This window comes from Kribbella sp. CA-253562, assembly GCF_050942265.1.
In the GTDB taxonomy this organism is placed as follows: domain Bacteria; phylum Actinomycetota; class Actinomycetes; order Propionibacteriales; family Kribbellaceae; genus Kribbella.
On record NZ_CP192049.1, the window covers coordinates 7878935 to 7892806 of the forward strand.

Here is a 13872-nt window from a genome sequence, read left to right on the forward strand (position 1 = left end):
CTGCCGCGCGTGATCCAGGGCCGGAAGGATCAGCTGCCGAGGTGGCTGAGGTTCTGCCAGCCCGGGTCTCTGGCGGTGGTCAGCCTCACCTCGCCGTGTGGCCAGCCGGTGGTGGCGGCCTCGAGCTGGGCGGAGGCGGGCGTGCTGCCGTCGACGTAGTAGTGCAGGGTACGGGCACCGGCGATGGTCTCGTGGGCGAGCAGCCGGCCGGAGTCGCCGAGGCGGCTGGTGAGGTGGTCCTCGAGATTGCGGAGCTGGTCGAGCATCTCGGCGTCGGGCAGTCCGTCCTCGCGGCCGGCGGGGTAGCCGATGGTGACGCCGACGTGGGTGTCGAGGTGCGGCAGGCGGATCGAGCGCAGCGGGACCTCGGTGGTCGCGATCAGCCGCTGGCCGTCGACGAATCCCTCCAGCAGCCTCCAAGTCGGGTCGCCGTCCTCGGTCGTGAACGCGGCGGCGAACGCGGCGACGGTCGGCAGCAGCTCGCTGATCGGCCGGGTCTCGGCCGGCCGATCGACCAGCGTCTCGACCGCGCCGATCCAGGTCTCGGTCATCTCCTCGCCGAGCGACAGGTCGAGCAGCAGGAACGTGATCCGGCGCTGGACGTCCTCGGACACCTGGGCGAACACCGGGTGATGCACCCCGACATGTACGGCGGCCGCCCGCTCGTCCGGCTCGATCGTGACCAGCGCGTCGTCGGAGGCGACCGGCGGCATGCCCTCGAACTGGATCGTCACCTCCGGCGAGGGACGGCGCAGGTCGGCGTACTCCCAGAGGTGGTCCGACGGCGGCGCCGAGCGCAGCCAGCGCCTGGCGACCGCCCGGGTCGCGGGATCGCCGGCGGCGGTGACGACCAGAGTGTGCTCCGCGTGCAGTCCCGGACCGAGCTCCCAGTCCAGGCCGCCGTGGATGGCGTTGACGTGCTCGGCCAGCACCCCGCTGATGCTGCCCGGCTCCTTGCGCGCGATCGCGTCAGCGACCAGCTGGGCCCCGGTCTCCTCCCACCAGGTCCAGAACCCCACGATCGGATCCACCACCGATCGCCGCCGCTTGAAGATGCGCATACTGCTCATCTTCCCTCGCCACCGGCGCACACCCCAGGACGCCGGCGGCGCCCGGTGTGCTGCGGCCGCCGACGTGCACCACCGATCAACGTCGCCCGCCGGTCGTCGCCCAGGCGGCATGAGGCGGCGTGCGCCGCTCGAAGCGGAGGTTGATCAGTGGTGGGCGTCGGCCGCATCCCGACGACCGCCGCTCCGCGACGTCGACGCGGTGTGCGCGCCGAACTCTCAGGCCGTCCGCCGCTTGAGCGTGGCGGCACCCGACGCCAGCGCGGCGACGATGAACGCGGTGACCACCAGCGCGTCGGTCCCGGCGCCCGCGCCGAACCCGTTGCCGGCAGCAACTCCCGCGACCGCGTCGACCGCATAGGACAACGGCAGCACATCGCTGACCGCCTCCAGTACGCCGGGCAGGCGTTCCCGCGGGACGAGCAGTCCGCAGAGCAGGATCTGCGGGATCATCACCGCCGGCATCATCTGCACGGCCTGGAACTCGGTGGCCGCGAACGCGCTGGCGAACAGGCCGAGCGCGGTCCCGAGCACGCCGTCCAGGACCGCGACCACCCCGAGCTGCCAGGCGGCGCCCTCGATGTCGAGACCCAGCGCGAACAAGGCGATCGACACCACGACGGCCGCCTGCACGACGGCGATCAGCGCGAAGGCGAAGGCGTAGCCGAGCAGGAAGTCCAGCTTGGCCATCGGCATCGTGAACAGGCGCGCCAGCGTTCCGGTCGAGCGTTCCCGCAGCACGGCGACCGAGGTGACGGTGAACATGATGATCGCCGGGAAGACGGCGAGCAGCGGTCCGCCGACCCGGTCGAACGTGGCCGGCGAGTCGGTGAACATCCACCACATCAGGCTGACCAGCAGCGTCGGCAGTACGACGAGCATCGCGACCGTGCGGTGGTCGCGACGCAACTGCGCCAGTACGCGCGCGGCGACGGCGAAGGTGACGCGGGGTGTCATCGGGCACCTGCCTTCCGGTCGATCAGCGTGAGGAACGCCTGCTCGATGTCGCCGGTCCCGGCCGCGGCGAGCAAGGCGTCGGGGGTGTCGTCGGCGAGCAGATCGCCGTCGCGCATCAGGAACAGCCGGTCGCAGCGGCTCGCTTCGTCCATCACGTGACTGGAGACCAGCAGGGTCGCGCCGTCGTCGGCGAGCCGGTGGAACAGGTTCCAGAGGTCGCGGCGCAGGACCGGGTCGAGACCGACGGTCGGTTCGTCGAGCACCAGGAGCTCGGGGTTGCCGAGCAAGGCGGCGGCCAGCGACGCGCGGGAGCGTTGACCGCCGGAGAGCTGGTCGACGCGGACGGTCGCGTGGGTGCCGAGGTCGACGGCGTCGATCACGCGATCGACATCGTCCGCGGGGACGCCGAGGACGGCGGCGAAGAAGCGCAGGTTCTCGGTCACCGTCAGGTCGCCGTACACGCTGGGCTCCTGGGTGACGTAGCCGATCCGGCCGCGCAGCTTCGGGGATCCGGCGGGCAGGCCGAGGACCTCGACGTCGCCGGTCACGTTCGCCTGCAGGCCGACGATCGCGCGGATCAGCGTGGTCTTGCCACAGCCGGACGGCCCGAGCAGCCCGGTCACCGAGCCGGTCACCAGCGCGCAGTCGATGCCGTGCAGGACCTCACGGTCCCCGCGGACGACCACCACCGACCGGCACACCACCGCGTTTTTCATCATGCGATGAATTTAGGCCGGACGGGAACCGATGGCAAGAGGGGGCGAGGTCAGCCGGTCAGATACTGCTGCAAAGCCGGCGCGATCCGGTCGATCAGCTCGGCCGTCGGGGTGGTGGCGACCGGGTCCAGCTCGAGCAGGTAGCGAACGAGCGCGATCCCGACCAGTTGCGAGGCGACCAGCCCGACCCGCAGCCGGGCGTCCGGTACGCCGAGCGTCTCGGAGACCGGCCCAATGATCATCCGGGTCATCCCGTCGCGCATCAGCTGTGCCACCTGATCGCTGCTCACCATGCTGCGCAGCAACGCCTTCATCCGCTGCTGCCCGTCGGCGGACTCCCAGACCCCGAGGAACACGGTGACGATCCGTCGTCCGAGCTCGTCGCGCGGCCCGCCGACGATCGTCGCCGCCACCTGGCGCGGATCGATCGGCAACGCCATCGCCTCGACGAACAACTCGTCCTTGCCGCCGAAGTAGTGGTGCACCAGCGCCGCGTCCACACCCGCGGCCCGCGCGACGCCGCGCAGCGACGTACCGGCGAAGCCGTTGCCGGCGAAGGACTCCCGGGCGGCGCGCAGGATCTCGCCCCGGGTGTCGGGGCCGCCCGGGCGCCGGCCTCGGCCGGCCGTCTCGTCGGTGCGACTCACGCGATGAGCTCCTCGTCGGTACGACTCACGGAACGAACTCCTCGTCAGTACGACTCATCGCATGATCCCCTCGCCGGTACGACTCACGAAGTGAGCTCCGAGACCTCGCCGTCCGGGGTGACGGCGAAGCCGGCGTGGCGGGGCGTGGTGGTGCGGACGAAGTGCTTGCGGGTGAACTCGAGGGACTCGATCAGGTCGACCTCGCGCTCGGAGCGGCTGGTGGCGCGACGGGTGTTGATCTCGATCACGATGTGGCCGCGGAAGTCGTTGTTCGCCAGGCCCTGCAGGAGATCGGCCGCGCGCTGGGTCCCCCGGCCGGGCACCAGGTGCTCGTCCTTCGCGGACCCGGTGCCGTCGGTGAGGTGGATGTGCTTGAGCGTGCGGCCCATCGTCGCCGCGAGCTCGACGCAGTCCTGCTCGGCGGTCGAGGAGTGGGACAGGTCGAGGGTGGTGTGCGCGTAGCTCTGCTCGGTCGGGTCCCAGCTCGGCGCGTACGCCTGCAGGCCCTTGCCCGGCGCCCGCCACGGGTACATGTTCTCGACCGCGAACACGACGCCGCTCTCCCGCTCCAGCCGCGCGATGCCCTCGACGAAGCCGCGCGCGTAGTCGCGCTGCCAGCGGAACGGCGGGTGCACGACCACCACGTCGGCGCCCAGGTCCTTGGCCGCCTCGGCGCTGCGCTCGAGCTTGCCCCACGGATCGGTCCCCCAGACCCGCTGGGTGATCAGCAGGCAGGGCGCGTGGATCGCGAGCACCGGCAGCTGGTGGTAGTCGACCAGCCGCTTGATCGCGTCGATCTGGGTGCTCAGCGGGTCGATGCCGACCATCACCTCCACGCCGTCGTACCCCAGTCGCGCGGCCAGCTCGAAGGCGCTGGCGGTCGACTCGGGATAGACGGAGGCGGTGGACAGGCCGATCTTCGCGGCCGTGCGGGTGCTCATCGGTAGGTGCCTTCGGGGAGTTAGGCGTGGGTTGACGGGGGTCGCAGCTGGTCCAGCCGGTTCAGGATGACGCCTTCGCGCAGCGCCCACGGACAGACCTCGAGCGAGGTCAGGTCGAACAGGTCCATCACCGCGTCGGCCACCAGCGCGCCGGCCACCAGCTGGGTGCTCCGGCCGATCGAGACACCGGGCAGGTCGGCCCGCTCGGCCGCGGTCATCGCGATCAGCTTCGGCACCCATTCGGTCAGGTCGTCGCGGTGCAGCGAGCGCGGCACGTACGGACCGTCGTCGGACGGTGCCGCACCGCAGATCCGGGCCAGCGAGCGGAACGTCTTGCTGGTGGCGACCGCGCGCTGTGGCCGGCCGGCCCGCAGTACGTCGCCGGCCACCGCGGCCATGTCGACCCGGATCCGCTTGCGCAGCGCCCTGACCTCGTCCTTGTCCGGCGGATCGGTGGTCAGGCCCTCCCGCGTCAGCCGGCCGGCACCCAGCGGCACGGACACCGCGATCGTCGGCTCCTCGTCGGACCCGGCCGCGATCTCCAGCGAACCACCGCCGATGTCGAACACCGCGAGCCGGCCCGACGACCAGCCGAACCAGCGGCGGACGGCGAGGAAGGTCAGCCGCGCCTCGTCCTGGCCGCTGAGCACCTGCAGGTGGATGTCGGTCTCGGTCCGGACCCGCTCGAGCACCTTCTCGCCGTTCGGCGCCTCGCGCAGCGCGGAGGTGGCGAACGCGAGCACGGACTCGCAGCCCTTGTCCTCGGCCAGCTGCGCCGCCTCCTGCACGAAGGCGACCAGGTTCTCCGCTCCGGCGTGGTCGATGTTGCCGTCCTTGTCCAGGTGCTCGGCCAGCCGCAGTTCGATCTTGTGCGAGTACGCCGGCAGTGGCGCGGCACCACGGTGCGCGTCCACCACGAGCAGATGGACGGTGTTTGATCCCACGTCGAGTACGCCGAGCCGCATACCCTCACGCTACTGGACTCTCTGCAATCTGCCTCGCTCCGCTCGGCGAGGTCGTGGGGCTGGAACTCCCGGTCTTCCCTCGTCGCTCCGGTCGCTTCGCTCCCTCCACTCCTCAGTCCAGACCGGGAGGCCCCACGACCTACCGATCGGCAGGCAGACCCGTCGGCCCGGCCGGGCCGACGATGCCGGAGATCGGTGTCGGTGCGCGTACGCTTTTGGGGTGCCTGAGGTTTCTCTCGATTTCCCCCGTGCCTACGTCGAGTTCGTCGACCCCGACGATCCCGACCAGGTCTTCCGGTGCGACCTGACCTGGCTGACCTCCAACTGGACCTGCATCTTCGGCGGCGGCTGCCGCGGCATCTACAAGGGCCGCCCGAACGACGGCTGCTGCACGCTCGGCGCGCACTTCTCCGACGCCGAGGACGAGGACCGGGTCAAGGGCTACGTCAAGCAGCTCGGCAAGGAGGACTGGCAGTTCCGCAAGGAGGGCAAGAAGAACGGCTGGGTCGAGACCGACGACGAGGGCGACCGCAAGACCCGGGTCTTCGAGGGCGCCTGCATCTTCCTGAACCGGCCGGGTTTCGAGGGCGGCGCCGGCTGCGCGCTGCACGGGCTCGCGCTCAAGCAGGGCGTGCACTTCGTCGAGACCAAGCCCGACGTCTGCTGGCAGCTGCCGATCCGGCGCACGTTCCGCGACGTCGAGCGGCCCGACGGCACGTCGTACACGGAGGTCGGGATCGGTGAGTACGACCGGCGCGGCTGGGGCCCGGGTGGGCACGACCTGGACTGGTACTGCACCGGCAACACCGAGGCGCACATCGGCGTCGAGGCGGTCTTCGAGTCCAGCAAGGTGGAGCTGCAGACACTGATGGGCCCGAAGGCGTACGACGTCCTGGCGGAGTACTGCCGCCGCCACCTGGAAGCCGCGCGGCCGTTGCTGCCGCACCCGGCGTCCAAGTGATCAGCTGAGTTTGCCGTTGGCGACCAGCCAGTCGATCGCTTCCAGCGTGGTGTCCAGCGCCGAATAGCGCGGGCGGAAGCCGAGCAGCCGGGCCGCCTTCTCCATCGAGCAGTGCGGGCTGTGCGCGATGTGGTCGTAGGTGATCTCCGCGTCCCGCTCGGACACCGTCGCGCGCCACTGTTCGAAGGGCTGGAACGTCAGCCGCGGCTCCTGACCGAAGTACGCGGCCACCGCCTCGGCGTAACCGCGCAGCGTCATCGCGCCGTCGGCGACGGCGTGGAAGCTCTCCCCGACCGCGACCGAGCGGTTTGCGATCGCGGCCAGGAAAACCCCGGCCACGTCGGCGGCGTGCACGTGCTGCACGGTCTCCAGGCCGAGGTTGGGCAGCACGAGTTCGGCGCCCTGGGCAAGCTTCTCGAAGACCGCGAGGTCGAGGTGGCCGGCCGGGTTGACCGGCGTCCAGCCGGGCCCGCTGATGTGGCCGGGGTGGATCACCGTGACGGGCAGGCCGTGCCGCCGGGCCTGGTCGAGCAGGTAACGCTCGATCGCGGCCTTCGCGACGCCGTAGTCGCCGAAGGGGTGACGGGGCGTGTCCTCCCGGGTCGGGACACTCGCGCTCGGGCCGTGCACCCAGATCGTGCCGCAGTGCAGCAGGTGCTGGACCTTGCCGTTGACCGCTTCGGCGAGCTGGCGGGCGCTGTCCTCGGTGAAGCAGATCAGGTCGACCACGACGTCCGGACGCAGGTCGGCGACCCGCTGCCCGAAGGTGCCGGCCGCGTCCTCCTCGGCCCGGTCGATCTCGATCAGCTCGACCTGCTGCCACTCCCCGCTCGACCGGTACGGCGTACGGGCGCCGCGGCTGAGCACGGTGACCTGGTGGCCGGCCCGGACCAGGCCGGGGACGAGGTAGGTGCCGATGTGTCCGGTGCCTCCGACGACGACTGTTCGCATGGTCGCAGCGTGCCCTGTTTCGGCCCGGTCAACCAGGTAAGGGTGCCCTTCGTTGCGACACCCCGGATCGGCGAGTGCCGGCGCCAGGGCACAGAATGACTGACATGCGCTTGGATCATCTGTCGTACGCGGCCGGCCCCGACGGGGTCCGTGCCACGGTCGAGCGGTTGTCCGCGCTGCTGGGGGCGGGCTTCGTCGACGGTGGCGTGCATCCGCGGTTCGGGACCGTCAACCACATTCTCCCGCTGGAGAACGACCGCTACATCGAGGTGGTCGACGTGCTCGACCACCCGGCCTCGGACAAGGCGCCGTTCGGTCAGGCGGTCCGGGCCCGCAAGGAGCTCGGCGGCGGCTGGCTGGGCTGGGTCGTCGCGGTCCGGGACATGGAGCGGATGGAGAAGCGGCTCGGCCGCGACGCCGTTCCGGGCAACCGGCACCGCCCGGACGGGGTGAACCTCACCTGGCGGCAGATCGGCGTCAAGGGCCTGATCGCGGACCCGCAGCTGCCGTTCTTCATCCACTGGGACGACCTCACCCAGCACCCGTCGGTCGGCGGCAAGGGCATCAAGCTGACCGCGCTGGAGATCGCCGGTGACCCGACCCGGGTGACCGAGTGGATCGGCCACCCGGCCGACCACCTGCTCGACGACCTCGACGTCGCCTGGGTCGGCCCGAACGGCCAGCCGGGACTGAACGCCGCGGTCTTCCAGACCCCGAACGGCATCGTCAGGTTGTGAGCGCGCCGGGCAGCTCCGCCGTCGCGCCGGCTGCCCGCCAGCTCTTCGCGGTCTCCGGCGTGCTCACCGGCGACCGGTCCCGCACCCGCCGCCTGATCGAGTACGCCGTGTCGCTGGCGCCGGTGTCGGGACGGCCGGTGCGGTTCTGTTTCCTGCCGACCGCGGAGGGCGATCATCCCGCGGCGGTGCAGTGGTTTCTCGACGCCTTCGGCAACGAGCCCGGCCTCGAAGCCTCGGTCTTCACGGTGTTCCCCCGCCCGAGCGCACCGCCCGAGCACCTGCTCACCCAGGACGTGATCTGGGTCGGCGGCGGGAGCGTGGTCAACCTGATGGCCCTGTGGCGAGCCCATGGCATCGACGCGGTCCTGCGCGAATGCCGGCAACGCGGCGTCGTTCTGGCCGGGCAGAGCGCCGGCAGTCTGTGCTGGCACGCCGGCGGCGTCACCGACTCCGTCACCGACCAACTCGATGCCTATGACAACTGCCTCGGCTGGCTGCCGTGGAGCAACGGTGTGCACGACGATCTCGCCGACCAGCCGCGGCGTACGGCGTACCGGAAATTCGTTGCCGAGGGCACGTTGCCGCCGGGGTACGCGACCGAGGACGGTGTCGGGCTGCACTATGTCGACGGTGAGCTGCACGAGGCGGTGTCGGTGCTGCCTGACGCTCGCGCTTGGTACGTCACCGCTGACGGTGAGCGGGAGATCGTGCCGCGTCTGATCTAGAGCTTCTCCAGGTCCTGCAGTGCGTTCTCGAGGTGCACCAACAGCCGTTGCAGATGAGGGACCGTTCGCCGGCAGCCGGTGAGCCCGAAGTGCAGCTGCTGGTCGTAGCTGGTGACACTGATGTTGAGCGCCTGCCCGTTGAGCACGATCGACGCCGGGTACATGCCGAGCAGTCGCGATTGGTTCCAGTACAACGGGCTCTCGGCTGGTCCGGGGATGTTGGAGATCACCAGGTTGAACGGCGGGGGCGTGTGTCCGGCCAGTCCCGGCAGGACCGCGGCCGGGCCCGCGGAGCCGATGCCGAGTGCCCCGATCATCAGATTCTGCAGCGGGCTCAGTTCCGACAGCACGCGCTTGCCGTAGCTGGTCGAGTCCATGATGCGGCGCAGCCGGCGTCCCGGGTCGCGTTCGTCGGTCGCGAGGTCGACGATCAGCGTCGCCAGCGAGTTCGCGCCGCCCGGACCGTTGCCTTCGGGACCACGCAGCGAGACCGGCACCAGAGCGGTCAATCCCTTGTCCGGCAAGGCGTTCTGCTCCTGGAGATACCGCCGAAGCGCACCGCCACACATCGCCAGCATGACGTCGTTCAAGGTGGCGCCGGTCGACGCGCGCACCTTCTCCAGCCGTTCCATCGGCCAGGACTGCGCCGCGAACCGCCGCGAACCGGTGATCGGCTGGTTGAAGATCGTCCGCGGCGCCTGGAACGCGACCGGCGAGTGCTCGGCCCGCAGCGCATGCACGGCACTCTTCACACCAACCGTCGAAAGCCCGGCAACGACCGACACCAGCTGCCCCACGCGTCCGAGCGGGCCGAACCGGCTGGGGCGAAGCAGCGATGAGCCTGGAGCCGCATCGCCGCTCGGCAACGCGAACGGCGCCGGCATCCCCGTACGGTCCGGGTCCGTCGTGAGCATCTGCTGCATCAGCCGCAGCGCGCTCACGCCGTCCAGCATCGCGTGGTGGACCTTCGTGTAGATCGCGAAGCGGTGCCCCTCGACGCCCTCGATCAGGTGCAGTTCCCACAGCGGCCGGCGGCGGTCGAGCAGAGTGCCGTGCAGCCGCGAGGTCAGCTCGAAGAGTTCCCGGTAGCGCCCCGGCCGGGCCAGCGCCGACAACCGCACGTGGTACTCGAGATCGATCTCGTCGTCCGGCTCCCAGGACCAGTAGCCCAGGTCGACCGGGCGATTGCGCACCCGCCACGCGAAGACCGGACTGACCGCGTCCACGGCCAGCATCTCCTGGTACAACCGCGAGACGAACTCCCGCCCGCTCTCAGGGAAGACCTGATCGCGTCCGGCGCCCGGCAGCTCGAACAGCATCAACCCACCGACGTGCATCGCCTGCTCGCGCGTCTCCCCGAGCAGGAACATCGCATCCAGCGGCCCTACCGCGCTCACAGATCCTCCCGGGCTCCACCGACGACCCATCGTCGCCGCCGGAGCCCGGTCCGTCCACCCGCGAGCCGATGCCCTAGTCGAGCGGCCGGTAGTTCAGGCCCAGCGCCTCGATCCGCCGCAGGTGCGGACGCAGCCGGGTGACGAACTCGTCGTACGGCGTCTTCGGGGAGCCCCAGGCGCGTTCGGCAAACGCGGACAGGCGCGGCAGCAGCATGTAGCCGACCTGCTCCGGACCCTCCATGTACTCGGTCCACACGTTGCACTGGGCACCGACGACGCGGGCCTGCTCCTCGTCGGTCAGGCCCGCGGGCACGACCTCGAAGTCGTAGACCTTGTCCAGCGGGATGAAGCCGCCGATCGCGAGCGGCTCGGTCTCCGGGTCGCCCTGGTAGTAGTCGAAGTACACCGACTCGCACGGCGTCATCACCACGTCGTGACCGGCCTTCGCGGCGATCTCGCCGCGCTGGGCGCTGCGCCAGGCCATGATCACGGCGTCCTTGGGGCAGTCGGTCTCCACCATCTCGTCCCAGCCGACCAGCCGGCGGCCCTGCTCGGTCAGCACCGACGCGACCTGCGCGGTGAACCAGCCCTGCAGCTGCCCGGCCTCGGTCAGCCCGAGCTCGGCCTGCCGCTGCTGCGCCGCCTCGGACTCGCGCCACTGCCCGGCCGGGCACTCGTCGCCGCCGAGGTGGATGTACGGGCCGGGGAAGATCTCCAGCACCTCGCGCAGCACGGTCCGGACGAACTCGACGGTCGCGTCGTTCACGTTCAGCACGTCGTCGCTGATGCCCCAGATCTTGCGCACGCCGAGCTGCTGGTCGGGGTGGTTGCCGAGCTCCGGGTACGCCGCGATCGCCGCCTGCATGTGGCCGGGCAGGTCGATCTCCGGGACGACGGTGATGCCGCGCTCGGCGGCGTACGCGACGATCTCGCGCAGGTCGTCCTTGGTGTAGAACCCGCCGTGCGGCGTGCCGTCGTAGCTGAACTCGTCCTGCTCGTGCGTCATCCGGCCGATCATCGACTCCGGCCGCCAGGCGCCGACCTCGGTGAGCTTGGGGTAGGCCTCGATCTCGACCCGCCAGCCCTGGTCGTCGGTCAGGTGCAGGTGCAGCACGTTCATCCGGTGCAGCGCGACCACGTCGACGACCTTGAGCACGAAGTCCTTGGGCATGAAGTGCCGGGAGACGTCCAGCATCATGCCGCGCCAGCTGAACCGCGGCGCGTCCGAGATCCGCACCGCCGGCACCGAGACCTTGCCGTCCTCGGCCGGCTCGGCGGCGTCCAGCACCTGCCGGTACGTCGTGTCCGCCCAGCGCAGCGCGTCCTCCGAACCGGCCGACAACCGCGCGCCGTCCGCGGTGACGTCGATCCGGTACTCGGTCTCGCCGAGGTTGTCCACGACGGTCCGGACCGCGTCGGTGGCCGGGTCGGCGGTGATCCAGCGGCCGTCGTCGACGACGAGCTCACGCGGTGCGGGGACGATCGCGATGTCGGGCATCCGGACTCCAAGAGGTCTCGAGGAACGCTTCGGCAAGAACCTTGCCGAATAGGACCCTACAAGCGCGACCCCGGCCCGGAACAGGTGCGGTCCACGCTCCGAACTGCGCACAAGACCGAGTGGCGAGCAGTTACGGGCCCTGCTAATTCTCTGCCGCGACAGCGTTCCGGGTGAGAGGCTGAGCGGGTGACCGCCGACCCCGTACCGCAGGACGTGACCCCCGCCAGCCTCCAGCGCTCGACCCTGCGGGTCCTGGTGATCAGCAACGTCGTCGGCGGAGTCGCGGTGGCCAGCGGGTTCGCGGTCTCCGGCCTGCTCGCGGAGAACATCTCCGGCTCGACCTCGATGGCCGGACTGGTCGCCACGTCGACCACCCTCGGCGCGGCCGTGCTCGCCGTACCGCTGGCCGGTCTGGCGCGCACCCACGGACGCCGCGTCTCGCTGGCGACCGGCTACTTGATCGCTACCCTCGGCGCGGCGCTCAGCATCGTCGCCGCGCAGATCGACTCGCTCGTCCTCCTGCTGCTGGCCGGGTGTCTGTTCGGCAGCGGCTCGGCCGCCAACCTCCAGTCCCGGTACGCCGCGACCGACGCCGCCGATCCCAAGTACGTCGCCCGGTCCCTGTCGGTGGTGGTCTGGGCGACGACCATCGGCGTGGTGGTCGGCCCCAACCTCACCGGCCTCGGCGGCTCGGTCGGTACGTCGGTCGGCGTCCTGGCCCTCGCCGGGCCGTACCTGTTCTCGGTGATCGCGTTCGCGCTGAGCCTGGCCACGGTCTGGTTCGGCCTGCGGCGTCTGCAGCTCTCGACCCCGCGGACGAAGGTGGAACGCCAGCCGCTGCTCACCACCTTGCGCCGTGTGATGGCCATCCCGCATGCCCGGCTTGGACTGCTGGCCATCGCCACCGCCCACTCGGTGATGGTCGGCGTGATGTCGATGACCTCGGTCCACCTGAGGCACCACGGCGCTTCGCTGACCGTCGTCGGCTTCGTGATCAGCGGTCACGTGGCAGGCATGTATGCCCTCTCGCCGGTGATGGGCTGGCTGGCCGACCGTCTCGGCCGGATTCCCACCATCGGCATCGGCCTGGCGGTGCTCGCCATGGCGATGACCGTCGCCGCCGTAGCTCCCGACGAGGCACACAGCCTCACCGCGCTCTCCTTGGTGCTGCTGGGCCTCGGCTGGTCGGCCTGTCTGGTGGCCGGCTCCACCCTGATGTCCAATGCGGTGCCCACCGACATCCGCACCTCGGCACAAGGCTTGTCCGACCTGACGATGGGCGCCTTCGCCTCCATTGCCGGTACGGCGGCCGGCCCGGTACTGGCGGCGCTCGGCTTCCACTGGCTGGCGGTGCTATGCGGGCTACTCCTGATTCCCGTCGCGTTGACCGCTGCGCTAACCAAGCAGCAGGTGCAGAGTGCGTGAGCCGGGCCGGAAGCCGATGCTCTGGTACAGCGCCCGCGCCTGCGGATAGCCGTCGTCACCCCGCGGGCACACCACAGCCCTGGTACCGCCTGCTTCGCGCAGCGCGCGCAGTGCGGCCAGGTTGACCGCTTGGCCCAGCCCTCGCCGCCGGTACGCCGTCGCGACGCCCACCGGCTCGACCAGGCCGACCTGATGCTGCGCGTCGAGCCAGATGAGTGCCGAGGCGACGAACTCCCCCGCCTCGTTCTCCACCACCCAGTCCAGCTCCGATCGGTACGGCCAGGTCGACATCACCTCGGCCATCACGTCGTCGCTCAGCTTGGACGGCGCCAGGTCGGACCAGGCCGCGCGATGCACCGCGGCTCGCTTCGCCACCTCGTCCGGTCGTGCGTGGCGCACGGTGAGTCCGTCGGGCACGACCGGAGCGGGCAGTGCGTCCAGCGAGATCCAGTGGTGGGTGAAGTACGGGGCATCGTCCTGGCGCCGGAAGCGGGCCGACTCCAGCGCGGCCAGCAGGTGCTTCTCGGTTTCCAGCACACCTGCTGCCAGCTTGGGCCCATCGGCTGTTGAACGGAACCAGTCCACGACTGTGCCCGCGAGCTCCGGGCGCCCGGGGTCGACTGCCATCAGCAGATGTCCCGGCTGCTCCAGCCAGCCCCAGGCAACGACCTGCTCGCCGTCGCGCCAGACCGCCGTACGCCAGCCGGCTGCGCGGGACACGTTGGCGCTGCGCTCCCAGGCCAGGTCTCCCAGGTGCAGCCGGGACGCCGGGCTCCACGTGCGCTGGACGAGCTGCTGCATCTCGGCGAGGCCGTCGCGGCCGGCGTACTCGGTCATCTGCACGTCGTGCAGGCTCGCAGAGCGGGCCGGCGAGCTCAACCCGAT

At 70.7% G+C, this 13872-nt stretch carries 14 protein-coding genes; 4 read left to right on the top strand and 10 right to left on the bottom strand.

Going from position 1 to position 13872, the window contains the following annotated elements; translation table 11 throughout:
• Nucleotides 1-29: 29 nt before the first annotated feature.
• From ACQPXM_RS37485 to ACQPXM_RS37510, 6 genes are all read right to left on the bottom strand, one after another.
• Complete coding sequence (locus tag ACQPXM_RS37485; RefSeq protein WP_432942731.1) at nt 30-1061, bottom strand: DUF695 domain-containing protein; 1032 nt, start codon at nt 1059-1061, stop codon at nt 30-32.
• Nucleotides 1062-1286: 225 nt separating this feature from the next.
• Nucleotides 1287-2024, bottom strand: a complete 738-nt coding sequence (locus tag ACQPXM_RS37490; protein WP_432942732.1) for an ABC transporter permease — start codon at nt 2022-2024, stop codon at nt 1287-1289.
• Nucleotides 2021-2743, bottom strand: coding sequence for an ABC transporter ATP-binding protein (locus ACQPXM_RS37495; protein ID WP_432942733.1), 723 nt, complete (start codon nt 2741-2743; stop codon nt 2021-2023). Before ACQPXM_RS37495 ends, ACQPXM_RS37490 begins: the two co-directional genes overlap by 4 nt.
• Before the next feature lie 47 nt (nt 2744-2790).
• Nucleotides 2791-3387 carry a TetR family transcriptional regulator gene (locus tag ACQPXM_RS37500; protein WP_432942734.1) on the bottom strand — a complete coding sequence of 199 codons (597 nt, stop codon included), beginning with the start codon at nt 3385-3387 and terminating at the stop codon, nt 2791-2793.
• An 83-nt stretch (nt 3388-3470) separates the two neighbouring features.
• Nucleotides 3471-4328 carry a sugar phosphate isomerase/epimerase family protein gene (locus ACQPXM_RS37505; RefSeq protein WP_432942735.1) on the bottom strand — a complete coding sequence of 286 codons (858 nt, stop codon included), beginning with the start codon at nt 4326-4328 and terminating at the stop codon, nt 3471-3473.
• 20 nt (nt 4329-4348) lie between these two features.
• Nucleotides 4349-5293: a Ppx/GppA family phosphatase gene (locus ACQPXM_RS37510; protein WP_432942736.1), complete on the bottom strand. Its 945-nt coding sequence runs from the start codon at nt 5291-5293 to the stop codon at nt 4349-4351.
• Between the two features lie 220 nt (nt 5294-5513).
• Between ACQPXM_RS37510 and ACQPXM_RS37515 the strand changes: the two genes are divergently transcribed.
• Nucleotides 5514-6254 (top strand): hypothetical protein, encoded by a 741-nt coding sequence (locus ACQPXM_RS37515; RefSeq protein ID WP_432942737.1) that lies wholly within the window; start codon nt 5514-5516, stop codon nt 6252-6254.
• On the opposite strand, the gene ACQPXM_RS37520 is transcribed toward ACQPXM_RS37515, so the two are convergent.
• On the bottom strand, nt 6255-7205 hold the full coding sequence (locus ACQPXM_RS37520) for an NAD-dependent epimerase/dehydratase family protein (protein ID WP_432942738.1): 951 nt from the start codon (nt 7203-7205) through the stop codon (nt 6255-6257).
• A gap of 104 nt (nt 7206-7309) precedes the next feature.
• Between ACQPXM_RS37520 and ACQPXM_RS37525 the strand changes: the two genes are divergently transcribed.
• Nucleotides 7310-7942: a VOC family protein gene (locus ACQPXM_RS37525; RefSeq protein ID WP_432942739.1), complete on the top strand. Its 633-nt coding sequence runs from the start codon at nt 7310-7312 to the stop codon at nt 7940-7942.
• Nucleotides 7939-8667 carry a Type 1 glutamine amidotransferase-like domain-containing protein gene (locus tag ACQPXM_RS37530; RefSeq protein WP_432942740.1) on the top strand — a complete coding sequence of 243 codons (729 nt, stop codon included), beginning with the start codon at nt 7939-7941 and terminating at the stop codon, nt 8665-8667. Before ACQPXM_RS37525 ends, ACQPXM_RS37530 begins: the two co-directional genes overlap by 4 nt.
• Here the strand turns inward: ACQPXM_RS37530 and ACQPXM_RS37535 are convergent.
• Both ACQPXM_RS37535 and ACQPXM_RS37540 read right to left on the bottom strand, forming a co-directional pair.
• Nucleotides 8664-10064: a WS/DGAT/MGAT family O-acyltransferase gene (locus tag ACQPXM_RS37535; RefSeq protein WP_432942741.1), complete on the bottom strand. Its 1401-nt coding sequence runs from the start codon at nt 10062-10064 to the stop codon at nt 8664-8666. The two genes, ACQPXM_RS37530 and ACQPXM_RS37535, sit on opposite strands and share 4 nt — an antisense overlap.
• Nucleotides 10065-10137: 73 nt before the next feature.
• The gene (locus ACQPXM_RS37540) at nt 10138-11562 is read right to left on the bottom strand and encodes a beta-N-acetylhexosaminidase (protein WP_432942742.1); all 1425 of its coding nucleotides are present in this window, start codon (nt 11560-11562) and stop codon (nt 10138-10140) included.
• A 186-nt stretch (nt 11563-11748) separates the two neighbouring features.
• Here ACQPXM_RS37540 and ACQPXM_RS37545 point away from each other — a divergent pair, with 186 nt between their 5' ends.
• The gene (locus ACQPXM_RS37545; RefSeq protein ID WP_432942743.1) at nt 11749-12987 is read left to right on the top strand and encodes an MFS transporter; all 1239 of its coding nucleotides are present in this window, start codon (nt 11749-11751) and stop codon (nt 12985-12987) included.
• On the opposite strand, the gene ACQPXM_RS37550 is transcribed toward ACQPXM_RS37545, so the two are convergent.
• Nucleotides 12958-13824: a GNAT family N-acetyltransferase gene (locus ACQPXM_RS37550; protein WP_432942744.1), complete on the bottom strand. Its 867-nt coding sequence runs from the start codon at nt 13822-13824 to the stop codon at nt 12958-12960. The genes ACQPXM_RS37545 and ACQPXM_RS37550 overlap by 30 nt on opposite strands.
• Nucleotides 13825-13872: the final 48 nt, after the last annotated feature.

What these genes read in the sequence shown, in the direction of transcription:
- ACQPXM_RS37505 (WP_432942735.1), bottom strand. Translation starts at nt 4,328, where the DNA reads ATGAGCACCCGCACGGCCGCGAAGATCGGCCTGTCCACCGCCTCCGTC.
- ACQPXM_RS37490 (WP_432942732.1), bottom strand. Translation starts at nt 2,024, where the DNA reads ATGACACCCCGCGTCACCTTCGCCGTCGCCGCGCGCGTACTGGCGCAG.
- ACQPXM_RS37525 (WP_432942739.1), top strand. Translation starts at nt 7,310, where the DNA reads ATGCGCTTGGATCATCTGTCGTACGCGGCCGGCCCCGACGGGGTCCGT.
- ACQPXM_RS37510 (WP_432942736.1), bottom strand. Translation starts at nt 5,293, where the DNA reads ATGCGGCTCGGCGTACTCGACGTGGGATCAAACACCGTCCATCTGCTC.
- ACQPXM_RS37485 (WP_432942731.1), bottom strand. Translation starts at nt 1,061, where the DNA reads ATGCGCATCTTCAAGCGGCGGCGATCGGTGGTGGATCCGATCGTGGGG.
- ACQPXM_RS37540 (WP_432942742.1), bottom strand. Translation starts at nt 11,562, where the DNA reads ATGCCCGACATCGCGATCGTCCCCGCACCGCGTGAGCTCGTCGTCGAC.
- ACQPXM_RS37520 (WP_432942738.1), bottom strand. Translation starts at nt 7,205, where the DNA reads ATGCGAACAGTCGTCGTCGGAGGCACCGGACACATCGGCACCTACCTC.
- ACQPXM_RS37495 (WP_432942733.1), bottom strand. Translation starts at nt 2,743, where the DNA reads ATGATGAAAAACGCGGTGGTGTGCCGGTCGGTGGTGGTCGTCCGCGGG.
- ACQPXM_RS37550 (WP_432942744.1), bottom strand. Translation starts at nt 13,824, where the DNA reads ATGACCGAGTACGCCGGCCGCGACGGCCTCGCCGAGATGCAGCAGCTC.